Source organism: Aromatoleum petrolei (assembly GCF_017894385.1).
Classification (GTDB): Bacteria; Pseudomonadota; Gammaproteobacteria; order Burkholderiales; family Rhodocyclaceae; genus Aromatoleum; species Aromatoleum petrolei.
This window is the reverse complement of the sequence record NZ_CP059560.1, coordinates 4,651,295-4,677,279: the sequence shown is the minus strand read 5'-3', so window position 1 is coordinate 4,677,279 and position 25,985 is coordinate 4,651,295. Positions and strand designations below refer to the sequence as shown.

General features: G+C 66.6%; 21 protein-coding genes and 1 pseudogene. 9 read left to right on the top strand and 13 right to left on the bottom strand.

What is annotated here, in order from left to right; genetic code table 11:
* The first annotated feature begins 30 nt into the window (after positions 1–30).
* Positions 31–1,302: an ABC transporter substrate-binding protein gene (locus tag ToN1_RS21450; RefSeq protein WP_169204698.1), complete on the top strand. Its 1,272-nt coding sequence runs from the start codon at positions 31–33 to the stop codon at positions 1,300–1,302.
* 59 nt (positions 1,303–1,361) lie between these two features.
* Here the strand turns inward: ToN1_RS21450 and ToN1_RS21445 are convergent, their stop codons facing one another.
* On the bottom strand, positions 1,362–3,242 hold the full coding sequence (locus tag ToN1_RS21445) for a glucokinase (RefSeq protein WP_169204697.1): 1,881 nt from the start codon (positions 3,240–3,242) through the stop codon (positions 1,362–1,364).
* A 402-nt stretch (positions 3,243–3,644) separates the two neighbouring features.
* Between ToN1_RS21445 and zwf the strand changes: the two genes are divergently transcribed.
* A complete protein-coding gene (gene zwf / locus ToN1_RS21440; RefSeq protein WP_169204696.1) occupies positions 3,645–5,105 on the top strand; it encodes a glucose-6-phosphate dehydrogenase in 1,461 nt (486 codons plus the stop codon).
* Between the two features lie 53 nt (positions 5,106–5,158).
* The gene (locus ToN1_RS21435) at positions 5,159–6,193 is read left to right on the top strand and encodes a glucokinase (RefSeq protein ID WP_169204695.1); all 1,035 of its coding nucleotides are present in this window, start codon (positions 5,159–5,161) and stop codon (positions 6,191–6,193) included.
* On the opposite strand, the gene ToN1_RS21430 is transcribed toward ToN1_RS21435, so the two are convergent.
* From ToN1_RS21430 to ToN1_RS21405, 6 genes are all read right to left on the bottom strand, one after another.
* On the bottom strand, positions 6,190–8,166 hold the full coding sequence (locus ToN1_RS21430) for an acetoacetate--CoA ligase (RefSeq protein ID WP_169204694.1): 1,977 nt from the start codon (positions 8,164–8,166) through the stop codon (positions 6,190–6,192). The two genes, ToN1_RS21435 and ToN1_RS21430, sit on opposite strands and share 4 nt — an antisense overlap.
* 70 nt (positions 8,167–8,236) lie before the next feature.
* Complete coding sequence (locus ToN1_RS21425; protein ID WP_169204693.1) at positions 8,237–9,247, bottom strand: fumarylacetoacetate hydrolase family protein; 1,011 nt, start codon at positions 9,245–9,247, stop codon at positions 8,237–8,239.
* Positions 9,244–9,795: a VOC family protein gene (locus ToN1_RS21420; RefSeq protein WP_169204692.1), complete on the bottom strand. Its 552-nt coding sequence runs from the start codon at positions 9,793–9,795 to the stop codon at positions 9,244–9,246. Before ToN1_RS21420 ends, ToN1_RS21425 begins: the two co-directional genes overlap by 4 nt.
* A gap of 24 nt (positions 9,796–9,819) precedes the next feature.
* Positions 9,820–10,044 carry a DUF2783 domain-containing protein gene (locus ToN1_RS21415; protein ID WP_169204691.1) on the bottom strand — a complete coding sequence of 75 codons (225 nt, stop codon included), beginning with the start codon at positions 10,042–10,044 and terminating at the stop codon, positions 9,820–9,822.
* Between the two features lie 11 nt (positions 10,045–10,055).
* The gene (locus ToN1_RS21410) at positions 10,056–11,723 is read right to left on the bottom strand and encodes an FAD-dependent oxidoreductase (RefSeq protein WP_169204690.1); all 1,668 of its coding nucleotides are present in this window, start codon (positions 11,721–11,723) and stop codon (positions 10,056–10,058) included.
* Between the two features lie 157 nt (positions 11,724–11,880).
* Positions 11,881–12,843: an MBL fold metallo-hydrolase gene (locus tag ToN1_RS21405; RefSeq protein ID WP_169204689.1), complete on the bottom strand. Its 963-nt coding sequence runs from the start codon at positions 12,841–12,843 to the stop codon at positions 11,881–11,883.
* Between the two features lie 54 nt (positions 12,844–12,897).
* Here ToN1_RS21405 and ToN1_RS21400 point away from each other — a divergent pair, with 54 nt between their 5' ends.
* Positions 12,898–13,149, top strand: a complete 252-nt coding sequence (locus tag ToN1_RS21400) for a hypothetical protein (protein ID WP_169204688.1) — start codon at positions 12,898–12,900, stop codon at positions 13,147–13,149.
* A gap of 89 nt (positions 13,150–13,238) precedes the next feature.
* Here ToN1_RS21400 and ToN1_RS21395 read toward each other — a convergent pair whose 3' ends face one another.
* From ToN1_RS21395 to ToN1_RS21385, 3 genes are all read right to left on the bottom strand, one after another.
* The gene (locus ToN1_RS21395) at positions 13,239–13,730 is read right to left on the bottom strand and encodes a phasin family protein (RefSeq protein ID WP_210147899.1); all 492 of its coding nucleotides are present in this window, start codon (positions 13,728–13,730) and stop codon (positions 13,239–13,241) included.
* 331 nt (positions 13,731–14,061) lie between these two features.
* A complete protein-coding gene (locus ToN1_RS21390; RefSeq protein ID WP_169204686.1) occupies positions 14,062–14,793 on the bottom strand; it encodes a S1 family peptidase in 732 nt (243 codons plus the stop codon).
* A gap of 181 nt (positions 14,794–14,974) precedes the next feature.
* The gene (locus ToN1_RS21385; protein WP_211162023.1) at positions 14,975–16,075 is read right to left on the bottom strand and encodes an alkene reductase; all 1,101 of its coding nucleotides are present in this window, start codon (positions 16,073–16,075) and stop codon (positions 14,975–14,977) included.
* Between the two features lie 143 nt (positions 16,076–16,218).
* On the opposite strand from ToN1_RS21385, the gene ToN1_RS21380 reads away from it, so the two are divergent.
* Both ToN1_RS21380 and ToN1_RS21375 read left to right on the top strand, forming a co-directional pair.
* Positions 16,219–17,142: a LysR family transcriptional regulator gene (locus tag ToN1_RS21380; RefSeq protein ID WP_169204685.1), complete on the top strand. Its 924-nt coding sequence runs from the start codon at positions 16,219–16,221 to the stop codon at positions 17,140–17,142.
* Between the two features lie 162 nt (positions 17,143–17,304).
* Positions 17,305–17,466 (top strand): annotated as a pseudogene (locus ToN1_RS21375) (helix-turn-helix domain-containing protein); the annotation flags it as partial.
* A gap of 40 nt (positions 17,467–17,506) precedes the next feature.
* Here the strand turns inward: ToN1_RS21375 and ToN1_RS21370 are convergent.
* From ToN1_RS21370 to mgtA, 3 genes are all read right to left on the bottom strand, one after another.
* Positions 17,507–18,286 (bottom strand): ABC transporter permease, encoded by a 780-nt coding sequence (locus ToN1_RS21370; RefSeq protein WP_210147898.1) that lies wholly within the window; start codon positions 18,284–18,286, stop codon positions 17,507–17,509.
* On the bottom strand, positions 18,283–19,095 hold the full coding sequence (locus ToN1_RS21365; protein WP_169204684.1) for an ABC transporter ATP-binding protein: 813 nt from the start codon (positions 19,093–19,095) through the stop codon (positions 18,283–18,285). Before ToN1_RS21365 ends, ToN1_RS21370 begins: the two co-directional genes overlap by 4 nt.
* A 108-nt stretch (positions 19,096–19,203) precedes the next feature.
* Positions 19,204–21,747: a magnesium-translocating P-type ATPase gene (mgtA, locus tag ToN1_RS21360; protein WP_210147897.1), complete on the bottom strand. Its 2,544-nt coding sequence runs from the start codon at positions 21,745–21,747 to the stop codon at positions 19,204–19,206.
* A 347-nt stretch (positions 21,748–22,094) separates the two neighbouring features.
* Here mgtA and ToN1_RS21355 point away from each other — a divergent pair, with 347 nt between their 5' ends.
* The 3 genes from ToN1_RS21355 to ToN1_RS21345 are packed head-to-tail and all read left to right on the top strand — an operon-like array spanning position 22,095 to position 25,975.
* Complete coding sequence (locus tag ToN1_RS21355; protein WP_169204682.1) at positions 22,095–23,342, top strand: ROK family transcriptional regulator; 1,248 nt, start codon at positions 22,095–22,097, stop codon at positions 23,340–23,342.
* A complete protein-coding gene (locus ToN1_RS21350) occupies positions 23,332–24,903 on the top strand; it encodes a sugar ABC transporter ATP-binding protein (RefSeq protein WP_210147896.1) in 1,572 nt (523 codons plus the stop codon). Before ToN1_RS21355 ends, ToN1_RS21350 begins: the two co-directional genes overlap by 11 nt.
* 46 nt (positions 24,904–24,949) lie before the next feature.
* A complete protein-coding gene (locus ToN1_RS21345) occupies positions 24,950–25,975 on the top strand; it encodes an ABC transporter permease subunit (protein ID WP_169204681.1) in 1,026 nt (341 codons plus the stop codon).
* Positions 25,976–25,985: the final 10 nt, after the last annotated feature.

Here is a 25,985-nt window from a genome sequence, read left to right as displayed (position 1 = left end):
TCGTGGGTATTTTCCCCTCAGGATGCCCCGATGAACAAGACGCGCGACGGGATTTTTCCGCACGAGGGCCTTCTCCGCCCAGCGAGCCGCATGCGCATCTTCACGGCGGCCGCGCTCGGGACGATCGCGTGGGGCCTCGCGCACGCGGCACCCGCGGCGATCTCCGATGGCGAAGTGCGCGTCGGGCTCCTGGCGGACATGAGTTCGATCTACGCGAACATCTCGGGGCGCGGATCCGAGACCGCCGCACGGATGGCGATCGAGGACGCGGGAAGCGAGGTTGCGGGGCGACCGATCCGGCTGATCGTCGCGGACCACGGCAACGATGTGGTCCGGGCCGTCGAGACGGCGCGTCGCTGGCTGGACGAGGAAGGCGTGGACGTCATCGCCGACGTCGTCGCCTCCCCTGCCGCGCTGGCGGTGCAGGAACTCAACCGTACTCGCGGCGCCGTGGTGTTCTACAACGGCGTGATGACCTCTGATCTCACGGGATCCGCGTGCGCCCCCACCGGCATCCACTGGATGTACGACGGCTACGCCTTCACGACAGCGATCGGACGCGATCTGACCCAGCGCGGCGCGCGTTCATGGTACCTCGTCACCGTCGATAACGCGTTCGGGCTGAACGTGCAGGCCGAACTCGCCAAGGTGATCCGCGCCAATGGCGGGCATGTGCTCGGCGCGGCGCGTCACGCGCTCGGTCAGGAGCAGCTCTTCGCCCAGCTCCGGCAGGCGGCCCAGTCCGGCGCCGACGCCATCGCGCTGATCAATGCCGGCGACGACATGATCCGTGCCGTTCGCCAGAGCTACGACCTCTTGACGGTGAGCAAGGGCCAGACGGTGCTCGCGGCGGTCGCCACCACGCTCAACGACGTGCACCTGATGAAACCCCAGCTTGCCCAGGGGCTCAAGCTCGCACACGCGTTCTACTGGAACCGCGACCCGGAAACGCGCGCCTGGTCGGAGCGTTTCCGTGCGCGCACCGGCACAATGCCCAACGACATGCAGGCCGGCGTGTATTCGGCGCTGACGCATTACTTCAAGGCCGTTGCCGCCGGCGGCAGCGACAAGGGCTCGGTCGTCGTCGCGAAGATGCGCGAGCTGCCGATCCGCGATCCGATCGTGCGCAACGCCCGCCTGCGCGAGGACGGGCGGATGGTGCACGACACTTATCTGATGGAAGTGAAGAAGCCTGCCGAGATCACGATCCCCTGGGACTACCTGCGCATCCTGCGGACCATCCCCGCCGAGGAGGCCTTCAAGCCGATGGCCGAAGGCGGCTGTCCGCTCGTCACGCACTGAAACTCACCAGCGCTCGACTGGCAGCGACGCCCCGCCACATGCGCTTGCCGGCATGATCGTCAGCTCGCGTGCGACACGAGGGCGCCGGCATCGCCCACGTCCGACGGACGCCGGGAAGTCGACGCTCCGGCGCGTCGCGCGCCACCACGCACCGCGACCCCGACCGCGAGCACGTCGAGCATCAGCAGGTGCAGGATGCGCGAGATCATCGACAGGTGCGTGGTGATGTCCTCCGAATGGTCGACGGCCAGATTCACGGTCGCCATTTTCGCGAGCGGCGAGTGGCTCGCGGTGATCGCGATCACGGCGGCACCCGCCGCCAGGGCGCGGTCCACCGCGTGCAGCAGCTCCGGCAGGCGCCCCGAACTCGAGATCGCGACCACGACGTCACCGGGACCGAGCAGCTCCGCCGCCATCGCCTCGAGGCGCGGGTCGGCGTACGCCACCGCCGGGATGCGGAAGCGGAAGAACTTGTACTGGCCGTCGAGCGCAACGACGCTGGAGTTGCCGGCGCCATAGAACTCGATGCGCGAGGCCTTCTGCAGCAGCCCGATCGCCCGTTCCACGGCCGCGGGGTCCAGCCCGTCGCGCAGGCGCAGGATTGCAGACACCGTGTTGTCGAGGACCTTCGCCGACAGGTCGGGAGCCGGATCGTCGGCTTTCACCTGACTGTGACGCACCGGCACCGTGCCGGTGAGTCCCGACGCGAGCTTCAGGCGGAAATCGGATAGCCCGCTGAAACCCATCGTGCGGCAGAAGCGGATCACGGTGGGCTGGCTCACGTCGGCGTGGTGCGCGATGTCGGCGACCGGTTCGTTCACGAAGCTGCGCGGCTGGTCCAGCAACACGCGCGCAACGCGCTGCTCCGCCTTGCTCAGGTTCGGCAGCGCGGCCCGCACCTTTTCGATCAGCGGACTGCCGCCCGTTCCGGCCTGCAGATGATGGCCGAGGATCGCCGAAACGCCTTGCAGGGCGGGATACGGCGCCGTGATCAGGTAGGTCGGGATACGTGCGAGATAGTCCGCAAAGCGTCCCTTGGCCTCGAACCGCTGCCTGAAGGGCGAGCGCAGGAAGAGTTCGCCCAGTCGCGGCACGACGCCGCCGCCGATGTAAATGCCGCCGACCGCACCGAGCGTCAGCGCGAGGTCGGCGGCGACCGTGCCCAGCATGGCGCAGAAACAGTCGACGACTTCCGCGCACAGCGGATCATCAGCCGCGAGCGCGCGCATGACGATGTCGGCCGCGCTCAGCGGCTGCACACCGGGGATGCCGTTGCGCTCGGCGAGCGCGCGGTGGATCAGCTCCAGGCCCGGGCCGGAGATGACGCGTTCCGACGATACATGCGGCAGTTCGCGCCACGCGTACTGCAGGATGAAGAGTTCGCGCTCGTCCGCGGGTGCGAAGGTCGTGTGGCCGCCTTCGCTCCCGAGCGTGATCCAGCGGTCCTTGGCCGGAATCAGGCCGGAGACGCCCAGACCGGTGCCCGGACCGATCACGCCGATCACGCCGTCGGACGCCGCCTCACCACCGCCCACCTGCATGCGGTCGCTCGGAGAAAGGCGCGAAAGCGCCATTGCCAGCGCGGTGAAGTCGTTCACGACCAGCAACGTGTCGAAGCCCAGTTCGCGACGCGTCTCCTCGATGGAGAACTGCCAGTCGCGGTTCGTCATCTTCACGTGGTCGCCATCGATCGGATTCGCGATCGCGATCGCCGCATGACGCGGCGCCCCGCCGCCCTGCTGCCGCAGGTAGGCGCGCACGACGTCGACGATGCCCGCGTAGTCGGCGCAGTGCAGTATCTCGATCGCCTCGACGCGGCCCGGGGCACGTTCGAGCGCGAAACGCGCGTTGGTCGCGCCGATGTCGGCGAGCAGCCGCGGGCCGTCGCCGTATTCCTGTGCCGACTGCCCGGCGAGCCCAGCCTTTTCTTCCGCGTTCATGAGGACTCCATCGATCCGCGCGCACCGACCGGTGCGCATCGATCCAGACGGCATTCTAGCCGGCGGTCGCATGCTTGCGGCCTTGAGTAGGCAGGCAGGCGGGAAGGTCGAGCGGCCGCTCCTGAATCAGTGTAGTTCCACTACTTGCTGCAACGCAAGCCGGGTATGTAGTTTGGTAACATCAATCCTATACCTCCGTTCATATTAGTGCGCCACAGCAATTCATAAGTGCTTATTTCCTCCGATTAATTGCATACTCAAGCCATTTAACACTGCATTGCCGCATTTCCACCAAGTCGCCGAATTTCTGTTGTTCAACTAACTTGAACTTGATTTTTCTGTAGTTTGGCTACACACTAAGCACATCAAAAGCGCTTTGGCTTACCCATACGAGAGGTTTTCATGGCTCCCACCCGCCCCCTCGACCTGGTCATCTTCGGCGGCACCGGCGATCTGGCGATGCGCAAGCTGCTGCCAGCGCTGTACCACCTGCACTGCGACGCCTTGCTGGCACCGGACGCCCGCATCGTCGGCGTTGCGCGGGACGAACTCGACGATGCCGGATACCGGGCGTTATCGAGCGAGCACGCACGCCGCTTCCTTGGCAGGGATTTCCGCAGCGAAGATTGGGAGTCCTTTTCCACACGCCTCGTCTACGCCCCGGTCGACGCGCTGCAGGCCGACAGCTTTGCCGCCCTCACCCGGCGCCTCGACGAGCGGGCCGACGGCCCGCGGGTGTTCTACCTGTCGACCGCCCCGGGCCTCTTCTCGGCGATCTGTCGGAATCTCGATGCCGCCGGCCTGATCGGCGCCGACAGCCGCGTCGTCCTCGAAAAACCCCTCGGCCACGACCTCGCGTCGTCGCGCCGGATCAACGACGAGGTCGGGCGGCACTTCGGCGAGGAACAGATCTACCGCATCGACCACTACCTCGGCAAGGAGCCGGTGCAGAACCTGTTGGCGCTGCGCTTCGGCAACGCGCTGATCGAGCCGCTGTGGCGGCGCGAGTGGGTGCGCGACGTGCAGATCACCGTCGCCGAGCAGGTCGGGGTCGAGTCGCGCGGCGACTTCTACGACCGTGTCGGCGCGATGCGCGACATGGTGCAGAACCACCTGCTGCAACTGCTGTGCATCGTCGCGATGGAGCCACCCGCGTCGATCAACCCGGACGCCGTGCGCGACGAGAAGCTCAAGATCCTGCGCGCCCTGCGTCCCTTCACGCCGGGCGACGTCGCCGCCCGCAGCGTGCGCGGCCAGTATCGCGCCGGCGCGAGCGCGGGCCAGCCGGTGCCGGGCTATGTCGACGAGCCGGGCATCGCACGCGAGAGCGCCACCGAAACCTTCGTCGCGCTCAAGGCCGAGATCGACACCTGGCGTTGGGCGGGGGTGCCCTTCTTCCTGCGCACGGGCAAGCGCATGCAGGAAAAGGTCGCCGAGATCGTCATCAACTTCCGCGCAGTGCCGCACTCGATCTTCGGCGTGCCCGCCTCGCCGCTGCACGCGAACCGCATGGTGATCCGCATGCAGCCGGAGGAAACGGTCGACCTGCACCTGCTCGCGAAACAACCCGGCGACGTCATGCAGCTGCAGCCGGTGCGCCTCAACCTCGACTTCGCCGAAGCTTTCCGCAGCCGCCGGCTCGAAGCCTACGAGCGCCTGCTGATGGATGTGATGCGCGGCAACCTGACGCTGTTCGTGCGCCGCGACGAGCAGGAAGCCGCCTGGCGCTGGGTGGAGCCCATCCTCGCCGGCTGGGAGCAGTCGGGCGAGCGCCCGAAGCCCTACACCGCCGGCACCTGGGGGCCGTCCGCGTCGAGCGCGCTGCTGTCGCGCGACGGTCTGTGCTGGCACGAGGAGATCTGAGCGTGACGCCGGCCGCCGCAAACCCCGCAACGAATCGAACCAAGGAATCCCGGATGCTTTTCGCCCCCCAAGACACGTATCCGCGCCTCGTCGGCGACATCGGCGGCACGAACGCGCGCTTCGCGCTGATCCGCGCGCCGGGACAGGACATGGAGGCGATGCTCACCCTGCCCTGCGCCGACTTTCCGGGGCCGGCCGAGGCAATCGAGCACTACACCGCCAAAACCGGAGGTCCCCGTCCGCGCTGGTGCGCGTTCGGTATCGCGAACCCCATCGACGGCGACTTCGTGAAGATGACCAACCATCACTGGGCCTTCTCCATTGACGCGCTGCAAGCCCGCCTCGAGCTCGCCCACTTGCAGGTCATCAACGACTTCACCGCGCTGGCGCTGGCGCTGCCGGCACTGACGCCCACCGATCTCGTGGCGGTCGGACGCGGCGCGGCGGTCGCCCGGCGGGCGATCGGCCTGCTCGGTGCGGGCACCGGACTCGGAATCTCCGGCCTGGTGCCAACGGGTGAAGACTACGTGCCGCTCGAAGGCGAAGGCGGCCATGTCACGCTTGCGGCGAACAACGCCCACGAAGCCGCGCTGATTGCGTGGCTCGCGACGCGCTACCCACACGTCTCGGCCGAGCGCGTACTGTCCGGGCCCGGACTCGTGGCACTGTACGAAGCGCACGCCGCGGTTGCCGGTGTGCCAGCAGATGGCCTGAGCGCCGCCGAAATCAGCAGCCGCGGGCTCGCCGGGGCGTCGTCGCTTTGCGTCGAAACACTGAACACCTTCTGCGCCTTCCTCGGCACCGTCGCGGCGGACCTCGCGCTGATACTCGGCGCGCGCGGCGGCGTCTATATCGGAGGCGGCATCGTGCCGAAGCTGGGAGAATTCTTTGCCCGCTCTCCGTTCCGCGCGCGTTTCGAGGATAAAGGGCGCTTCAGCGCCTACCTCGCGCAGATTCCGACCTGGGTGATCCAAGCGCCCTACCCCGGCCTCGTCGGCGCCGCGCGCGCGCTCGAGCGGGCGGCGTGCGCGGCTCCGGGAGGCAGATCGCGCGTTTGCGGCGGGACCGGATCCCGCCGCACCGACTAGTCGGCCAATTCCGCGCGGTCGCGGAAGTCGCTCAAGGCCTCCGGGTTCGCCAGCGCCTCCAGGTTCTTCACCGGGCGGCCATGCACGACGTTGCGCACCGCGAGTTCGACGATCTTGCCGCTCTTGGTGCGCGGAATGTCGGCGACCTGCAGCACTTTCGCCGGCACGTGGCGCGGAGTGGTGTTGTCGCGGATCGTCTGCCTGATGCGGGCGACGAGCGCATCGTCGAGTTTGACTCCTTCGCGCAACTTCACGAACAGCACCACGCGCACGTCGTTCGGATTCTGCGGCGGCCAGTCCTGGCCGATCACGAGCGACTCGACCACTTCCTCCAGGCGCTCGACCTGGCGGTAGATCTCGGCGGTGCCGATGCGCACGCCGCCGGGGTTCAGGGTCGCGTCCGAGCGGCCGTGGATCATGAGGCCCCCGTGTGCGGTGATCTCGCAGAAGTCGCCGTGACACCACACATTGGGAAAACGGTCGAAGTAGGCGGCGTGGTACTTGGAGCCGTCGTCGTCGCCCCAGAAGCCGACCGGCATCACCGGGAAGGGTTTCGTGCACACAAGCTCGCCCTTGTCACCCCGCAGCGGCCGGCCCTCGTCGTCCCACACGTCGACCGCCATGCCGAGCCCGCGGCACTGGATCTCGCCGCGCCACACCGGCAGGACCGGCGAGCCGAGCACGAAGCACGAGATGATGTCGGTGCCGCCTGAGATCGACGCCAGCTGCAGGTCGGCCTTAATGTCGCGATAGACGTAGTCGAAGCCTTCCGGCACGAGCGGGCTGCCGGTGCTCATCATGACGCGCAGGCTCGCCAGGCTGTGCGTCTCGCGCGGCTTCAGATTGAACTTCGCCGCGGCGTCGATGAACTTCGCCGAGGTGCCGAAGTGCGTCATGTGCTCGGCGTCGGCATAGTCGAAGAGGATCTGGTTGTCGGATGCGAAGGGCGAGCCGTCGTAGAGCAGCAGCGTCGCGCCCGCGGCGAGGCCCGACACGAGCCAGTTCCACATCATCCAGCCGCAGGTTGTGAAGTAGAACAGGCGGTCGCCGGGCTTCACGTCGGCGTGCAGACGGTGCTCCTTCAAATGCTGCAGCAGCGCGCCGCCTGCGCAATGGACGATGCACTTGGGCACGCCCGTCGTCCCCGACGAGTACATGACGTACAGCGGATGGTCGAAGGGCAGCGGCTCAAAGGCGATGTCGTCAACGAAATGGAAGGGCGCGATAAAGTCCGCCCACATGTGCGCGTGCGGAATTCCCTTCAGATCGTGCTCGGCATGGACATACGGCACGACCACCACATGCTTCACCGATGGAAGCTGGCGCACGATGTCGCCCAACTTGCCGAGCACATCGATGGTCTTCCCGCCGTAGAAGTAGCCGTCGCAGGCAATCAGCACCTTGGGCGCGGTCTGGCCGAAGCGGTCGAGCACCCCCTGCACGCCGAAATCCGGCGATGCGGAGGTGAAGATCGCGCCAATGCTCGCCGCCGCGAGCATCGCGATCACCGTCTCGGGCATGTTCGGCATGTAGGCCGCGACGCGGTCGCCCTTCTCCACGCCCATGTCGCGCAGCGCTGCGACGAAGTGGGCGACGGCGCGGTACAGCTCGCCGTGGGTCATGCGGTTCTGCACGCGGTCCTCGCCCCAGAACACCAGCGCGTCCCTCGCATCGCGTGAGCGCAGCAGGTTCTGCGTGAAGTTCAGCCGGGCGTCCGGGAACCACTTCGCACCGGGCATGCGGTCGCCGTCGACCAGCACGCGCTCGCCGCGCTCGCCGATCACGCCGCCCTCCTCCCATACGCTCACCCAGAACTGCTCGGGCGAGGCGACGGACCATTCATGAAGCGCATCGTAGTCCGGGAGCGACCGTCCCCAGCGCTTCTCGGCCGCGAGTCGGAAGGCGGTGACGTTAGCCGACGCGATGCGTTCGGCCGAGGGGATCCAGAGCGGAGCAGCGAGCTTGTCTGTCATGGGAGGCACCATCCAGTTTCCGTGTCGCTCCATTCTATCCCTGCAGCATCACGCTTGGCATCGCACACGCTCACGAGGCGAGCTTCGCGACGGTGTTTTCGATGCGACCGAAGATGCTGCGGCCGGCCGCGTCGAACATCTCGATGCGCACGGTGTCGCCGTCACGCATGAAGGGCGTCGCGGGCTGGCCCTGTTCGATGGTTTCCCAGGTGCGGACTTCGGCAAGGCAGCAGTAGCCCACGCCCCCGTGCTCGATCGACGAGCCCCACAAATCGCCGGCCTTGTTCGAGACGGTGCCCGAGCCGATGATCGAGCCGGCTTCGAGTTCGCGCGTCTTCGCCACATGGGCAACGAGCTGGCCGAAGTTGAAGCTCATATCGACGCCGGCATTGGGCTTGCCGAAAAGGCGCTCGTTGAGATGCACGACGAGCGGCAGGTGCACCTTCGCGTCGCGCCAGGCATCGCCCAGTTCGTCCGGCGTCACGGCGACCGGGCTGAACGCGGAGGCCGGCTTGGACTGGAAGAACCCGAAGCCTTTCGCCAGCTCGTTCGGGATCAGGCCGCGCAGCGAGACGTCATTCACCAGCATCACGAGGCGAATCGCCTTCGCCGCCTGTTCGGGCGTCGCGCCCATCGGCACGTCGCCGGTGACGACCGTGACCTCGGCTTCGAAGTCGATGCCCCAGCTCTCGTCAGCGACGACCTTGTCGCGCGGGCCGATGAAACTGTCCGAGCCGCCTTGGTACATCAGGGGGTCGCTGTAGAAGCTCGCGGGCACTTCCGAATTGCGCGCCTTGCGCACGAGTTCGACGTGATTGAGGTAAGCCGAGCCGTCCGCCCACTGGTAGGCGCGCGGCAGCGGCGAATGGCAGGCGGCCTCGTCGAAGGGCTGGGCATCGACGGCGCCGCTGTTGAGCGCCTCGTACACCTGGCGCAGCTGCGGCTCGCAGTCGGACCAATTGTCGAGCGCCGCCTGCAGCGTACGGGCAATCGCGGGGACCGCGCGGCAGCGGGTCAGGTCGCGGCTGACAACGACCAGCGTGCCGTCGCGGCCGCCTTGCTTGAGGGTAGCGAGCTTCACTTGAACATCTCCTTGTAGCGACCGTCGTGCATCCATGCGGCGTGCTTCGGGGCGCGCTTGGTTTGCGCCCATTCTTCCAGCATGTCCCACTTCACCTTGTCGAGCGCCTCCAGCATCTTCGGCGAACCGGTGTTGGCGGCAAGTTCGAGCCGGTGGCCGTTCGGATCGAAGAAGTAGATCGACTGGAACAAGGCGTGGTCGGTCGGTCCGATCACCTCGATGCCGGCCGCCTCAAGGCGCGCCTTGGCCGCCATCAGCACATCCATGGATTCGACCTGCAGCGCGAGGTGCTGGGTCCACGCCGGGGTGTTGGGATCGCGCCCCATCGTCGGACAGGTCGGCAGCTCGAAGAACGCGAGCACGTTGCCCATGCCGGCGTCGAGGAAGATGTGCATGTAGGGATCGGCTTCACCCGTGGAGGGGACGGCATCCTCCGCGATCGACAGGATCAGCTTCATGTCGAGGTGCTTCTCGTACCAACGCGCGGTTTCGAGCGCATCGTGGCAGCGATAGGCGACGTGGTGGATCTTCTGGATCAGGGTGCTCATGTCTGTTTGTCTCCGTAATCGTTGTCAGACGCCTTCGCGGGCGATCTGCATCGCCTCGCGCAGCACCGAGAGGTCGCCGATGTGGTTCGCGAGCAGCAGGATCAGGCGCGCGTTCACCATCGCGCTCTGCTCGTCGGTGAGATCGCGGTGCGTGTCGATCAGCGCCTCGTAAAAATCGTCGCCGGGCGAGAAGGCGCGGAAATGGCGTTTGCCGGGTTCGTGCAGGTTCGCTTGCGTGTTGAGGGCCATGGCGGTCTCCATCAGGCGTTGCAGGTGGCGCGCGCCACGGCGGCACGCACTTGGGCGACATCCAGCGCGCGCCAGCGGGCGGCGACATGCTGGTCGGGGCGCACGAGGTAGCTCGTGCCTTCGCGCAGGTCGTAGCGTTCGCGGATGCGGCCCTTTGCGTCGATCAGGGTCTTGAACCCGGCCGGCGCAGTGCCGCGCTCGGCGACGACGATCGCCTCGACCGGGATGGGCGCGTCGACGAGGCTGCGCAGCGCCTGGGTGGTGGGCGCGTCGAGCGCGCTTGCATCCGGGATGTAATGCAGCAACTGGAAACGGTTGCCGACCGCGCCGAGCAGCCATTGCGTGCCGTCGGCCATCGCCGCGGGGGCGTCGTCCATCGGTGCGCCGGGGATCATGTTGCCGGCGAAGACTTCGCCATCGGCAGTGTTCAGGCACGAATCGGCGAGGAAGCTCGGCACCGAGAGGCGCCCGGAATTGACCAGCGCACGGGCGAACGGGAACTGCTCGGCAAGGCCCAGCACCGCGTTGCGGAAGGTCTTGCTCACGGCACTTTTCGGCGTGATGAAGTCGGTCGAGCGCGTGGAGTTCATGATGTTCTCGTCGGCGGCGTAGCAGCGCTCGTCCGAATAGGTGTCGAGCAGCGTCGCGGGCGCCTTGCCGTCCATGACCAGCTTGAGTTTCCACACCAGGTTGTCGGTGTCCTGGATGCCGGAGTTCGCGCCACGCGCGCCGAAGGGCGAAACCTGGTGTGCGGCGTCGCCGACGAAGAGCACGCGGCCGTGGTTGAAGCGGTTCATGCGGCGGCACTGGAAAGTGTAGACGCTGACCCACTCCAGTTCGAATTCCCGGTTGTCGCCCAACATCGCCTTGATGCGTGGGATGACGTTCTCGGGCTTCTTTTCCTCTTCCGGATCGACGTTCCAGCCGAGCTGGAAATCGATGCGGAACACGTTGTCGGCCTGGCGATGCAGCAGCACCGACTGGTTGCGGTGGAACGGGGGGTCGAACCAGAACCAGCGCTCGGTCGGAAAATCCGCCTTCATCACAACGTCGGCGATCAGGAAGCGATCCATGAAGATCTTGCCGTCGATATCGAGCCCGAGCATCGTGCGGATCGGACTGCGCGCGCCATCGGCGACGATGAGCCAGTCGGCTCGCACCGTGTAGGCGCCGTCCGGGGTCTCGACGCGCAGCGTCGCGCGGTCGTCGGCCGGCGTCACGCCGATCACATTGTTCCTGAAGCGGATCTCGAGGTTGGGAAGCTGACGCGCGCGCTTGATCAGGTCGTCTTCGAGGTAGTACTGCTGCAGGTTGATCATGCCCGGCCGGTGGTGGTCGGGTTCCGGACAGAGGTTGAAGTTGAACACTTCCTCCTCGCGGAAGAAGGTACGGCCGACGTTCCACGACACGCCCTTCTGCACCATTTCCTCGGCGCAACCGAGGCGGTCGAGCACTTCCAGCGTGCGCTTCGCATAGCAGACGCCGCGCGAGCCGATCGACACCGTGTCGTCATTGTCGAGCAGCAGCACGCGCTGGCCCTGCTGGGCGAGGTCGATCGCGGCCGTCAGGCCGACCGGGCCGGCGCCGACGATCACCACCGGGTAGCGGCCCTCTCGCCCTTCGGCGATCTCGGGCGGACGGACGTATTCGAACTTCGGGTACTGGAACGTGCTCAGCACGGGTGTCTCCTCCATGTGTTTCATCGCTCCGGCGCCGCCTCTGGACGTGCGTTGGGCCGGAGTCCTGCACCGGTGGCGGTGCGACTCTGAACGGCTGATTGCTCAGCCATGAAAATCGGGGATGGGAGCCGTCAGCGGACGGACGGCTCCGGCACCGTCACTCCTGCAGCGAATGCCACATCTGCTGGTCGCGCTCGGCGGTCCAGATGCGCGGATCGCGGATGCCGCTCGCCTCGTCGTGTGCGCGCGTCACGTCGAAGGGCAGGCAGTGCTCGTAGATGAAGACCTGGCCGAACTTCGGATCCATGTTCTTGCGGGTGTGCGCCATCGTCGCCTTCAGGTCGAAGCCCTGCGCGACGGCTTCCTGCGCGCTGCGGTACAGGGTCGAGACGAAGTCGCGCGTGTAGGCGAGGCCGGCATCGACAGCCTCGCGCCCGATCAACGCGGGGCCGCGGCCAGGGACGAGCTTGTCGAATTTCATCGCGGCGAGGTTGTCGAGGGTCTGCGGCCAATCGGCGAGATAGGCGTCGCCGGTGTAGCAGGCGGCGTCCGCTTCCACGAGGTCGCCCGAGAAGCAGATGTTCTGCGACGGCAGATAGACGATAGTGTCGCCCTTCGTGTGGCCGCGGCCGACCTGCTTGATCTTCACCTCGAGCTTGCCCATCCACAGGGTCATCTCGCCTTCGAAGCTAAGCGTCGGCCAGGTCAGGCCCGGCACGCTCTCGACGGCCTGGAACAGGCGCGGGAAGCGACCGATCTCGGAATCCATGTCCTGCTGGCCGCGCTCGACGATCAGGTCGTAGGTGTCGCGGCTCGCGATGATCTGCTCGAGGCCTTCGCTCTTGTAGCCCGAAGCGCCGAGCACGCGCACCGCGTGGTAGTGCGTCAGCACGACATACTTGATCGGCTTGTCGGTGATCTCGCGCACCTTGGCGATGACGCCCTGCGCGGCGACGGGGGTGGCGGTGGCGTCGATGATCATCACGCCGTCATCGCCGATGATCACGCCGGTGTTGGGGTCGCCCTCGGCCGTGTAGGCGTAGGCGTTATCGGACAGCTTTTCCCAGCTGATCTTCTTTTCTTCCAGGTCGGCCTGGGAAGCGAATTTTTTGGTGGTCATGGATAGGTCTTCTCTGTGGGGTGGACGATTCGAATCCTAGACAGCAATTCATCCATGGTCAATCTATTTGTTATTGACGAACTTCAAACGGCAGATTGCCGACTCGTCGTCCCACGCTCCAATGGTGAACGTGCGAACGCCGATCACGGTCTGCACGTGATCGGCGGTATCGGACAACTCGGTAAGAACGGGATCAAGCGACTCCGGCCCACGGGCCGCATGACGCAGGCGCCGGGCGCGGCCACGACCTCGTGGCTGGCCCGGCACGACAGTCTGCTCGTCGCTTCCGCTTCCGCTTCCACATGAGCGGAAGGAAGGCGGAGGATGTTGTGTGCGGTGTTGTAGCCTCGAACGCAGTGCGATCCAGGAACGGATCGTGCCGCGCAAGGTCCGGCTTACGCTGCCTTGTTCAGGTGACGATACTTCGCGACGGACGACGTCCAGGCGTCACCCGCTTCGCCGAACGATCCCGCCGCGGCCGCGGAAAGGTCCCGCAAGGTGCGCTCGAAAAGACTGAACGCTCCCTTCCAGGCTTCCGGAGTCGGCAACGCCATCGCCGGGACGGCAAGCTGATTGCCGAGCAGCCGTGCAGCCTCAACTTGTGCGGCCGCCACCGTCTCGTAGCTATCCTTGGCATACGCGAGCGATTTCTCCAACAGCGACTGACCTAGAGCCAGCGGCAAGGCTGCCGGATCAACGGAAGGTTTGCCGCTTGCTGCCGCTTTCGTTGCCGCAACACACTCTTCGAACGCTGCACGCGAAACCGCAAAGGTGCTGCAAGTGAGATGCTCGGTGCAATCCAGATAGACGCGGGACGATGCCATGAAGGCGTCGACGGTATTCGCGAAGGATCGCTCGATACTGGTGTGGGGTTTGGTGGTCATCATGATTCCTTTCTCGGATCCTCGCGCGACAGATTCATGACATATGACTTGTCATCGATCCTGTTGCACGGGGTGTGTCGCTCGTTGGCGAATGCCCACGGCGGATTTGGGAGTAAACCGAGTATGGCCCCTCACGACGGTGAGTCCACCATTACTTTGTAACGCGGGCACACGGCCGGATGCCTGCAACAAACGGGCGCCAGGGCAAGGAGACGTCGCAGCACCACGGAACTCTCCGCCGGTCCCCGTGCCATCGCAGTTCTCCCTCAATGATTGCCCCTCGACGTCGAGCGACAGAGGCCGGTCCGGACTACCCGCCTGCGGCTGCAATGGGTCAGGACTTGATCAACGTCAGCAGGATATCCGCGTACCAGGCGCAGTTCAGGCCCAGCGCCTCGTCCTGGGCGAGATCGCGCGTCCCGACATCGAGCCGCGCTGAATGCACACCGAGCAACATCCACGGCAGGTCGCCGTAGCTGGGAGGAGGATGCGCCACCCGCATCACCACCGGCGCGCCGCTGGTGCCGCGGTGGGTGCGCGCATCGGTCAGGAAATAGCCCTCGCCCTTGAAGCGCAACCCGAAGGACGACGCGACGACCGCCTGGCGCACCACCGGCATGTGGTGCAGGGTGTCGTGAAAGCCGAGCGGGAAGCCCACGACCAGTAGCGAAGTGCCGATTTCGACGCGGTCGAGCTGTCCCGGCAGATGTGCGGGCGTGAAAGCACGGTAAACCAGCGTCGCGGGGAGAGCCCCGCGATCGACTTCGAGAACCGCCACGTCGATATTGCCCGCTGCGTCGAATCCCTGGCGCCAAAGGCTCCGGCCATTGCGGTACAGCGGCATCGAGAAACCCGTCGATTCCGCGAGGTTGTCCGGATTGTTGTGCAGCTCGAGTCCGATGCTGTCCGGGAAGTGCCGGGTCGGCTTGTCGAACAGCACGTGGCGGCTGGTGACGACGAACAAGCGCTGATCCATCAGGAAGAAGAACCCGCTCGCATTCGTCAGTGGCCGCTGCCGATCGAAGGTAACGATGGGCACGGTCGTCAGGAGCAGGGATTCGATCATTCGCAGGGCACCGTGACGGGTTTGGGCTAGCTGCCGCTGGACCCGTGCGGCGATCTCGATCGCGAAACGACCAGCGGGCGGATTTTGATCTACCGCAGCATACGCCACAATGGCCGACGGGCCCGGGCGCGCAGCCTCGATCGAGAGCGCGTCCCGGGCCCGCCCGTGCAGCGAACGCGGATCAGGCCGCGATCGCCTCCAGCGGCGGATAGTCGATGTAGCCTTCCGGGCCAGGCGCGTAGAAGGTCTTCGGGTTCGGCGCGTTGAGCACGGTGTCGTGCTTCAGCCGATGCACGAGGTCGGGGTTCGCGATGTACAGGCGACCGAAAGCCACTGCGTCCGCCCTGCCCGACTCGACCGCGTCGATCGCCATCGCGCGGTCGTAGCCGTTGTTCGCGATGTACGTGCCCTGGAAGGCCTTGCGCGCCCACGCGAAGTCGAAGCCCGGCACGTCGCGCGGACCGCCCGTCGCGCCTTCGACGAAGTGGATGAAGGCGATGCCGCGCTTGTTCAGTTCCTCGACGAGGTAGCCGAAGACCGCCTGCGGGTTGCTGTCCGACAGATCGTTCGCGGGCGTGACCGGCGACAGGCGGATGCCGACGCGACCCGCCCCGATTTCGGCGACCACCGCGTCAATGACTTCGAGCGCGAAGCGCGCGCGGTTCTCCACCGAACCGCCGTACTGGTCGGTGCGCTGGTTGGCACCGTCGCGCAGAAACTGGTCGACCAGATAGCCGTTCGCGCCGTGGATCTCGACGCCGTCGAAACCCGCGCGAATCGCGTTCGCGGCGGCGCGGCGGAATTCCTGCACGACTTCGGCGATCTCCGCCACAGTCAGCGCACGCGGCTCGGGGACTTCCATCTTGCCGTTGCGCGTGTAGGCGACAACGTTCGGCTTGATTGCCGAGGGCGCGACCGGCTGCGCGCCACCGGTGAGATCCGGGTGCGTGATGCGCCCGACGTGCCAGATCTGCGCGACGATCTTCGAGCCGGCCTCATGCACGGCGTGCGTGATCGGCTTCCAGCCCTCGACCTGTTCGTCCGAGTAGATGCCGGGCGTTGCCATATAGCCCTTGCCCACCGGCGACACCTGCGTGCCTTCGCTGATGATCAGGCCGGCGTTGCTGCGCTGGAGGTAGTACTCGACGTTCATCGCGCTGCCGGGAATGTCGCCGGCCGCCTCGTCGGCACGGCTGCGCGTCAGCGGCGCCATCACGATCCGGTTGGCGACCTCGATGTCGCCGATGCGGGCGGGCTGGAAGAGCTTGCGGTTTTCTATCATGGCCTGGGTTCCTTGGAAATACGCGGTCTGCAATGGGATCAGTCGCCTGATCGACTTGGGGCGATTATGTTCATTCCTGACAAGGCGGAGTAGTCTGTCACAGTGATAGCATCTATTCCTCTCAGGAATAATGTGGAGCCACGATGGACCGCATGCGATTGATGGAAACTTTTGTTCGCGTCGTCGAAACGGGGAATTTCTCGGCCGTCGCGCGTGAGGCCCGCACCACGCAATCGGCCATCAGCAAGCAGGTGCAGGCGCTCGAAAAACTCGTCGGTGCGCCACTGCTCGTGCGTTCCTCGCGCAGCCATGCGCTCACCGAGGCCGGCCAGCTCTATTACGAGCGCTGCCGGCAGGTGCTCGACACGCTGGAAGAAGCCCACATCGAGGTGCACCGCGCCGAACACGAGATCTCCGGCCTGCTGCGCGTCGCCGCCCCGGTCGCCTTCGGGCGCTTGCACATCGTGCCGCGCCTGCCGGCCTTCTACGCGCGCCACCCCCGCCTCAAGGTCAATCTCCAGCTCGACGACGGTTTCACCGATCTCGTCGCTGCGGGCATCGACGTCGCCTTCCGCGTCGGCGAACTCAAGGACAGCCGCCTCATCGCCCGCCGCATCGGCACCGCCCACCGCGCGACCCTCGCCTCGCCGGCCTACCTCGAACGGCATGGCGAACCGAGGCATCCCGACGAACTGCGAAAGCACAACTGCCTGATCTACACCGGCCTCGCGACGCTCGACGAGTGGAGCTACGTCGACGCCGACGGCCTGCCCCGCGTCGTGCGCGTCGACGGCAACTTCCAGTCGAACAGCTCCGAAGCCATCCGTCAGGCGGTGTGCGAAGGGCTCGGCATCAGCTATTCGCCCCTGTGGACCTTCGGCGACGACCTGCGCGCCGGCCGCGTCAAAGCGATCCTCACCCGCTTCCGCCCGCCCTCGCTGCCGCTCAACGTCGTTTTCCAGCCTGCGCGGCGCCCCTCGCTGAAGGTGAACAGCTTCGTGAACTACTTTTCGGAGGCGTTCAGCCGCGATCCGGACATCGCTCAGATGCTCGCCGCAACGCAGTAAGGCCTCGCATCCTCACGCCCGGAATCGCTCCCGCAGCTCGCCCGATGCGTTGCGCGGCATGTCCTCGACGAAGTCCACGCGCTTGGGCACCTTGAACGCCGCCGGTCTTGATGATGCCCTTGATGCGATCGGTGATGTAGAGATAGCCGCCCTCGTCCAGGTAATCGCGCGCGCATCTCGCGCTCCGACGAATCGATCGCGAACATCGGCGCGGATCTCGGTTTTGATGATCCAGCGGCGTTCAACCGGGCGTTCAAGCAGTGGACGGGGACACCGCCGGGAGCTTATCGACGGCGCGGGGCGGGTTTGTGCGTGCAGGAATAGCTCCCGCCTTCGCTCGCCGCGGCCGGCCAACGCCCGGTTATCAACGCGCGAGGCCGGGATAGAGCCTTGCCGCGAGCGCCAGCAGGGTCGCGAACACGCCGAGCATGATGCCAAAACTGGCGCCGACCGCATGAACACTGCTACCGCCGATGATCATCGCACCGCGCAGGACGTCGACGAGGTAGGTCAGAGGGTTGAACATCGCAATGATCTGCAGCCACGGCGGCATGAGGTCCAGCGGGTAGATGGCGTTCGACGCGAAGAAGAGAGGCATCGTCAGCACCTGGCCGATGCCCATGAAACGCTCGCGGGTCTTCACGATGCAGGCGATCACCAACGAAAACGTCGAGAAGATGCAGGAACCGGCAAACACGGCGGCCGCAACGGTCAGCATGGGCAGGATTTCCCAGCGGATATCGACTTTCAACGTGATTGCGACGAGATAGACCACGACGGCCTGCACCAAGCCCCGCACCCCGGCGGCGAGCGCCTTGCCGAGCACTAGCGCACTGCGATGGGCCGGTGTGACCAGCAGCTTGTGCACGATGCCAAGGTCGCGCTCCCAGATGATGGCGATGCCGTAGAAGATCGCGCTGAACAGGATGCTCTGGGCGAGGATGCCGGGCGCCATGAAATCGAGGTAGCGCAGGCTGCCGGTCGCAATCCCGCGGACCTGACTGAACACCTGACCAAAGACGCCGAGCCACAGAACCGGTTGCACCGCGCGCGACAGCAATTCGGTCGGGTCGCGCCTGAGCTTGCGCATCTCGGCATCGGCCACCGCTGCGCTTTCGAGAACGGCGCGCCACATCCCGTTCATCCCAGCCTCCGCATCGCGCTGCGGCTTTCGCGGATCTCGCGGTAATTGCCGCCCGACTCCAGCACGGCGCCGCTGTAGTGCGCGAAGACGTCTTCGAGCGTGGCCGCCGGGCCGACGCCGGCCTTGAGCTCTTCGGGCTTGCCGGTGACGACGAGGCGCCCCTGATGCAGGATGCCCAGTTCGTCGCACAGGACTTCCGCTTCCTCCATGTCATGCGTGGTGATCAGGATGGCCATGCCGTTGCGCTGCCGCAGTTCGAGCAGCTTGTCCCACACCGTGCGCCGCGCGACCGGATCGAGGCCGATCGTCGGCTCGTCGAGGAACAGCACTTCCGGCACATGAAGGGTCGCCTGAGCGATCTCCAGCCGCCGGATCATGCCGCCGGAGTAGGTGCGCACCAGTCGGTCGCCCAGGTCCTCCAGGCCTGCAAACGCCAATGCATCGCGAACCCGGGCAGCGCGTGTCTTGCCGCGCAGCCCGTACAGGCGCGCGGAAAGGTTGAGATTCTCGATGGCGGTCAGCGCGCCATCTGCGGACAGGAGTTGCGGCACGTATCCGATCCGGCGCCGGACCTCCACCGGATCCTTCGCGACATCGAATCCCGCCACGCGGGCGAGGCCGTCGCTCGCATCGAGCAAGGTCGTGAGAATCTTGATCGCGGTGCTCTTGCCCGCGCCGTTCGGTCCGAGCAGGCCGAAGATCGTTCCCTGCGCGACCGTCAGGGTGACGCGGTCGAGCGCGACAAGATGGTTGAAGCGCTTGCTCAGCACTGCGGTGGCAATCGCTGCGATGGGTTCGTCGTGAGCCATGAATCATCCTACACCCGCGCGTCATGGCCCGCGTGACGCCGACGACACCAACCCGTTCGACACCTCAGACGGTTCGCGGATGCCCTGCGCCCGGCCCGTGCGCAGCGCTCAGGAGTGATTGGCCCGACGCCGGTAGAAGAGCCTTTTCCCTGCTTCGGTGCAGAGGACGTAGCCGACGACGATCAGCAAGATCACGGTAAGCAGCGGCAGCGGCAACGCGACGAAATTGAACGCGGGAGCGAGACCGGGCACGTAGGGAAGGACGATGGCGCCGACTGTGACGATCAGGGTGGAGCCGAGCAGCAACATGCTGGGCCGGCTGCGCCACATCGGCTGGGCAGTGCGCAGCACGAGCACGACGGCGAGTTCGGTGAGCAGCGAAACGACGAACCATGCCGTCTGGAAGCTTGCCTCGTCGGCATCGAACACTTTCAGCAAGACGAAGAAGGTCAGGAGATCGAAGGCGCTGCTGATCAGCCCGAACACGATCATGAAGCGCCGCACCTCGCCAACGTTCCAGCGCTGGACTTGCGCGATGTGGTCACGGTCGACGCGATCCGTCGAGATCGCGACGGACGGGATGTCCGACAGGAAGTTGTTGAGCAGGATCTGCTTGGCGGCGAGCGGCAGGAAGGGCAGCAGCGGCGTGGCCAGCGCCATGCTGACCATGTTGCCGAAATTCGCGCTCGTCGTGATCGAGATGTACTTCAGAGTGTTGGCGAAGGTGTGCCTCCCCTCCTCCACGCCCGTACGCAACACGCCGAGGTCGCTGCGGAGCAGGACGACGTCGGCACTGTCGCGCGCCACGTCGACCGCGTCCTCCACGGAGATGCCGACATCCGCGGCATGGAGAGCCGCGGCGTCGTTGATGCCGTCGCCCAGATAACCGACCGCGTGGCCGGTGCGCTGCAGGGCGCGCACGATGCGCTCCTTCTGTTGCGGATCGACCTCGACGAACAGATCGGTGCGCTCGGCCAGATGCCATAGCGACTCGTCGCTGATTGCCGCGATCTGTTCGCCGGTGAGCAGTGCCGTCGCGTCCAGACCGATGCTCCGCGCGAGATGCGCCGTGACGTAGCGGTTGTCTCCGCTGATGATCTTGGTGCGGCAGCCTAGCCGGCGCAACTCGCCGATCGCATGCGCGGCGTCGGCCTTGGGCGGATCGGAGAACAGCAGGAAACCCTCGAGGCACAGGTCGCGCTCGTCCGCGTGACCGTAGCTCGGCCTGGCCGCCACCTGCCGGCTCGCGACTGCCAGCATGCGGTAGCCGTCGTCGCCGCAGCGGCGGAAGTATGCGCCGAGCCGTTCGCGCGTCTCACCGTCGAGCGGGCGTTCGCGGCCATCGCTGCGGACTGTGGCGCACACTTCCAGGATCTGCTCGTAGGCGCCCTTGGTGACAATGTGGTGGAAAGCCGACGCGTCACCACCTTCGGCGACGACGATGGTCAGCCGCTTGCGGCTGAAGTCGTACGGAATCTCGTCGATCTTGGCCCAGCCCGCGGTGTCGAATCCGCTGCGCGTGCAGGCATCGACGATGGCCGCATCGAGGGGATTGGCGATGCCGGTCTCGAACGTGGCGTTGAGGCAGGCGAGGCGGCGCACCCGCCCGGACTCGGCCGTGTCCGGATCGACGGCCGAATGCAGGGTGATCGAGCCTTCGGTGAGCGTGCCGGTCTTGTCGGTGCACAGCACGTCCATGCTGCCGAGATTCTCGATCGCCTCGAGCCGGCGCACGATGACACCCCGCCGCGCGAGCGTTCGCGCGCCGTGCGACAAGGTGACGCTGACGATCGCGGGCAACAGTTCCGGCGATATCCCGACGGCAAGCGCGACCGCGTAGAGCAGCGACTCGATCACCGGACGGCCGAGCGCCTGGTTCACCATCAGCACGAACACGACCATGACGATCATGATGCGCACCAGCAGGTAGCCGAACTGGCGCACGCCGCGCGCGAATTCGGTTTCCGGTTGGCGCGCCTTCAGGCGCGACGCGACGGCACCGAACTCCGTGAGCCGGCCAGTATTGACCACCAGGACGGTTGCCGTGCCGCTGCGCACCGAGGTGCCGAGGAACACGGTGTTGGAGCGTCCGGCAAGGGGCGTTCCCGCGGGAACCACGCCCACCCGCTTTTCCACCGGGAAAGACTCGCCGGTGAGGCTTGCCTCGGTAACGAGGAAATCCACCGCATTCAGGATCACCCCGTCCGCCGGCACGAGGCTGCCGGCCGCGAGCCGGATGACGTCGCCGGGGACCACGGCGCTGGCGGCGATCGTCACGACCTGCCCGTCCCGCAGCACCTGTACGGTGAGCGCGAGGCGGCGGCGCAGTGCGGCGATGGCGACGGAGGCGCGATATTCCTGCACGAAACCGAGAAGCGCGCTGCCGGCGACGATGGCAAGGATGATCGCCGCGTCCGCCCAGTCACGCAGCCACAACGATACACAGGCACCGAACACGAGGATCAGCACGAGCGGACTTTCGAACTGGCGCCCCATCAGCCGCAGGGCGGACAGTTCGGTCTGGTCCTCCACGGTGTTGAGGCCCACCCGACGCAGCCGCCGCGCGGCCTCGTCGGCGCCGAGTCCGTCCCGCGTGCTTTCGAGACCGGTCAGCAATTCGGGAACCGACCGGCTCCAATAAACGCTCTCCACACCTTGCTCCCGCATGCATCGACCGGCTGGTGGGCGGTCGATGCGTGGAATATGCGCCTTGGGAGACACCGCGTCGACCGCATCAATCACGGCGGCGCGATGAAATGACCGACGAGGTCGCCGTGACACGCTAGGGCGGCCGTATCCGGGTGGGCCGAACGTCCCGGTCGTCGGGCTTCGAGCCACGTCTCGCCACAATGAATCGGCGCGGATCGCCGACGCCGTCGCGCCATACGCGATCTCATCCATCGACAATTTTTCTTGACAAGGCGCAGCTCGCGACATTTAATAAACCAACTTGATTTATTAATAAACACCGCCAACGAGCGGGGTCGAAGGAGACGAGCATGGCAACTGCCCAGATCGGGCGCGGCCGCAACTCGGTGCGGCTGCGGCGCTACAACGAACGCCTGCTGCTGCAGGTGTTGCGCCGTTCCGGGGAGGCCTCGAAGGCCGATCTCGCGCGCCGCACCCACCTGACCAGTACGGCGATCGGCAGCATCATCCAGTCGCTCGAGGCGAGCGAGCTGATCGTGTATACGGGCCGTCGCACCGAGGGACAGCGCGGCCAGCCCGCCACGTTGATCGACCTGAACCCGAAGGGCGCCTTCGGCATCGGCGTGCGGCTCGACCGCGATTCGATCGAGACCGCGCTGCTCGACTTCGGCGGCCAGATCCTCGCCCGCCGCGTGCATGACCGCATCCTGCCCTCGCCCGACGAGACGCTCAGGCTGGTGCAGGCCGATATCGAGCACGTGCTGAAGGCGATCACCCCCGAGGAGCGCGAGCGCCTGACCGGGATCGGCGTCGCCCAGCCCTTCAACCTCGGCGCCTGGCTGCGCGAGCTGAACCTGCCGAACGAGGATTTCCGTGCGTGGGACGAGGTCGATTTCGCCTTCGAGCTGGGCGAGGCGACTGGCCTACCGGTGTTCAGCGAGAACGACGGCAACGCGGCGGCGATTGCGGAACTGTTCTACGGCTGCGGGCGCGAGTTCGACGACTTCCTGTATCTCTTCATGGGGCCGGTGATCGGCTGCGGCGTCGCGCTCAATGGCGACTGCCTGCGTGGCGTCACCGGCAACGCCGGCGACATCGCGGTCATGCCCGTGCCGCCGAGCGGCCTCGCCTCGGCGCAGGCGCCCGCGCACAAGTGGGACATGCTGCTGTCGCGCGCCTCGCTCAACGCGTTGGGCCGCCATCTGCGCTACTGCGGCGCGACGGTCGAGAGCCACGCGGATCTCGAGCGCCACATCCGCGCCCATCACCCCGCCGTGGAGGAATGGATCGAGGACTGCATCGACGCCCTCGCCCCGGCCGTGCGTGCGGCGTTGTGCATGCTCGACGTGCCGGTGGTGGTGTTCGACGCGGACGTCGATGGCGGCCTGATCGACCTCTTGCAGCGCCGCCTCGCCAAGGCCCTGGCCGACAACGCGCCCGAGGCGCGCGAGGCACCCGAACTGGTGCGCGGCTCCTTCGGCTCGGACGCCGGTGCCGTGGGTGCTGCGAGCCTGCCGATGTTCTTCAGCTTCTCCCCGCGCGCCGAGATCCTCGGCAGCGTGACGCGTTCGATCGAGGATATGCGCGATGCCGACTGATACCTCAGTGACCCACTCAGTGACCCACGCTCCTCGCCCCGTGCTCGAGATGCGCGGCATCTCCAAGACCTTCCCCGGCGTGCGCGCGCTGCGCGACGTGTCGCTGACGCTCTACCCCGGCGAGGTGCATTCGCTGATGGGCGAGAACGGCGCGGGCAAGTCGACGCTGATGAAGATTCTTTCCGGCGCCTATACCGCAGACGAAGGCGGCGAGATCCGCATCGACGGCACACCTGTGGTCATCGATGGGCCGCTGTCGGCCAAGGCGCTCGGCGTCGCGGTGATCTACCAGGAACTCACGCTGTGCGCGAGCCTGACGGTGGCGGAGAACATCTACCTCGGACGTGAGCTGCGCAGCGCCGGGCGCATCAACCGCCACGCGATGGAAGCGGGCTGCGCCGGCATCCTCGAACGGCTGGGCGCCTCCTTCGGGCCGCGCACGCTGGTGAGCGACCTGTCGATCGCGGAGCGCCAGCTCGTCGAGATCGCCCGCGCGATCCACGCCGACGCGCGCATCCTGGTGATGGACGAGCCGACGACGCCGCTGTCGTCGCGCGAGACGGACCGCCTCTTCGAGCTGATCCGCCAGCTGCGCGCGGACGGGCTCGCGATCGTGTACGTGAGCCATCGCATGGCCGAGATCTACGAGCTCTCCGACCGCGTGTCGGTGCTGCGCGACGGCAGCTACGTCGGCACGCTGGACCGCGACGCGCTCTCGGCCGAGGCGCTGGTGCAGATGATGGTCGGACGCGACCTCTCCGGCTTCTACAAGAAGGACCACAAGCCCTACGAGCCGGGCGCCGTGGTGATGGCGGTGCGCGACATGCGCGACGGCAAGCGCGTGCGCGGCTGCAGCTTCGACCTGCACGCGGGCGAGGTGCTGGGCATCGCCGGCCTCGTCGGCGCGGGGCGCACGGAGCTGGCGCGCCTGATCTTCGGCGCGGACGAGCGCAGCAGCGGCGAGCTGGTCGTCGACGGCGTGCCGGTGCGGCTGAAGACGCCGCTCGACGCGATCCGCGCGGGCGTCGTGTATCTGACCGAGGATCGCAAGGGCCGCGGCCTCTTCCTCGACATGAGCGTGCGCGACAACATCAACGTGTGCGCGTGCTCCGACGACGCCCGTACCGGCGGTGTGCTGAACCTTGCGAAGGCGCGCGAGCGGGCGAAGGCGGCGATCCGCGACCTCGCGATCCGCGTGCCGAACTCGCGTGTGAATGTCGGCGCGCTGTCCGGCGGCAACCAGCAGAAGGTGCTGTTGTCGCGCCTGCTGGAGATCAAGCCGCGCGTGCTGATCCTCGACGAACCGACCCGCGGCGTCGACATCGGGGCGAAGTCGGAGATCTACCGGATCATCAACGACCTCGCGAACCGCGGCGTCGGCGTGATCGTGATTTCGAGCGAGCTGCCCGAGGTCGTCGGCACTGCCGACCGCGTGCTGGTGATGCGCGAAGGCGAAGTGGTCGGCGAACTCGGCGGCTACTCGGGCGCACCGATCACGCAGGAAGCCATCATCGAACTGGCCACCGGCGCCACCCCACAGACCCTGCCGCAGGCCGCCTGAGCGGCCCCGCGCACAAGAGCAGGAGCGACACATCATGGAGAAGACAATGAGCAACACCCCGGCCACCGCCACCACTGCCCCCAACAGCCTCGCCGGTTCGCCGCGCGCGCCCGTGCAGGCGACCCCGCGCGAGCGCTTCCAGGCCGTGATGCGCGCCGTCGGCATGCTGCCGGTGCTAATCCTGCTGGCCGCGGGCTTCGGCATCCTCGCGGAAGGCTTCCTCACGACGCAGAACCTGTCGATCGTCGCGCAGCAGGCGTCGATCAACATCGTGCTGGCGGCGGGCATGACCTTCGTGATCCTCACCGCCGGCATCGACCTGTCGGTGGGCGCCATCCTCGCAGCGGCCGCCGTGGTGTCGGTGATGGCGTCCACCTTGCCCGGCGGCGGCCTGCTCGGCGTCGCGGCGGGCCTGCTCGTGGGGCTCGTGTTCGGGCTCATCAACGGCGGTCTCGTCGCCTTCGCGAAGCTGCCGCCCTTCATCGTCACGCTCGGTGCGCTCACCGCGGTGCGCGGCATCGCCCGTTTGCTCGGCGACGACCAGACCGTGTTCAACCCCGACCTGCCCTTCGCCTTCATCGGCAACGACAACCTGCTGGGCGTGCCCTGGCTGGTGTGGATCGCCGTTGCGGTGATCGTCGGCTCGTGGTTCATCCTGCGCCGCACAGTGCTGGGCCTGCACATCTACTCGGTCGGCAGCAACCCGGAAGCGGCGCGCCTGTCGGGCATCAAGGTGTGGAAGGTGCTGCTCTTCGTCTATGCGATGTCGGGCCTGCTCGCCGGCCTCGGCGCGGTGATGACCTCGGCGCGTCTCCTCGCCGCCAACGGCCTGCAACTCGGCCAGTCCTACGAGCTCGATGCGATCGCGGCGGTGATCCTCGGCGGCACGAGCTTCGTCGGCGGCGTCGGCTCGATCGTCGGCACCCTGATCGGCGCGCTGATCATCGCGGTGCTGACCAACGGCCTCGTGCTGCTGGGCGTGTCGGACATCTGGCAATACATCATCAAGGGCCTCGTGATCATCGGCGCCGTGGCGCTGGACCGCTACCGCCAGAGCGGCGCGCGGACCTGAACGCCGCACA

Bases quoted from the DNA above. Each gene is read 5' to 3' on its own strand.
- ToN1_RS21450 (WP_169204698.1), top strand. From the start codon at position 31: ATGAACAAGACGCGCGACGGGATTTTTCCGCACGAGGGCCTTCTCCGC.
- ToN1_RS21445 (WP_169204697.1), bottom strand. From the start codon at position 3,242: ATGAACGCGGAAGAAAAGGCTGGGCTCGCCGGGCAGTCGGCACAGGAA.
- zwf (WP_169204696.1), top strand. From the start codon at position 3,645: ATGGCTCCCACCCGCCCCCTCGACCTGGTCATCTTCGGCGGCACCGGC.
- ToN1_RS21435 (WP_169204695.1), top strand. From the start codon at position 5,159: ATGCTTTTCGCCCCCCAAGACACGTATCCGCGCCTCGTCGGCGACATC.
- ToN1_RS21430 (WP_169204694.1), bottom strand. From the start codon at position 8,166: ATGACAGACAAGCTCGCTGCTCCGCTCTGGATCCCCTCGGCCGAACGC.
- ToN1_RS21420 (WP_169204692.1), bottom strand. From the start codon at position 9,795: ATGAGCACCCTGATCCAGAAGATCCACCACGTCGCCTATCGCTGCCAC.
- ToN1_RS21415 (WP_169204691.1), bottom strand. From the start codon at position 10,044: ATGGCCCTCAACACGCAAGCGAACCTGCACGAACCCGGCAAACGCCAT.
- ToN1_RS21405 (WP_169204689.1), bottom strand. From the start codon at position 12,843: ATGACCACCAAAAAATTCGCTTCCCAGGCCGACCTGGAAGAAAAGAAG.
- ToN1_RS21400 (WP_169204688.1), top strand. From the start codon at position 12,898: ATGGTCAATCTATTTGTTATTGACGAACTTCAAACGGCAGATTGCCGA.
- ToN1_RS21395 (WP_210147899.1), bottom strand. From the start codon at position 13,730: ATGATGACCACCAAACCCCACACCAGTATCGAGCGATCCTTCGCGAAT.
- ToN1_RS21390 (WP_169204686.1), bottom strand. From the start codon at position 14,793: ATGATCGAATCCCTGCTCCTGACGACCGTGCCCATCGTTACCTTCGAT.
- ToN1_RS21385 (WP_211162023.1), bottom strand. From the start codon at position 16,075: ATGATAGAAAACCGCAAGCTCTTCCAGCCCGCCCGCATCGGCGACATC.
- ToN1_RS21380 (WP_169204685.1), top strand. From the start codon at position 16,219: ATGGACCGCATGCGATTGATGGAAACTTTTGTTCGCGTCGTCGAAACG.
- ToN1_RS21370 (WP_210147898.1), bottom strand. From the start codon at position 18,286: ATGAACGGGATGTGGCGCGCCGTTCTCGAAAGCGCAGCGGTGGCCGAT.
- ToN1_RS21365 (WP_169204684.1), bottom strand. From the start codon at position 19,095: ATGGCTCACGACGAACCCATCGCAGCGATTGCCACCGCAGTGCTGAGC.
- ToN1_RS21355 (WP_169204682.1), top strand. From the start codon at position 22,095: ATGGCAACTGCCCAGATCGGGCGCGGCCGCAACTCGGTGCGGCTGCGG.
- ToN1_RS21350 (WP_210147896.1), top strand. From the start codon at position 23,332: ATGCCGACTGATACCTCAGTGACCCACTCAGTGACCCACGCTCCTCGC.
- ToN1_RS21345 (WP_169204681.1), top strand. From the start codon at position 24,950: ATGAGCAACACCCCGGCCACCGCCACCACTGCCCCCAACAGCCTCGCC.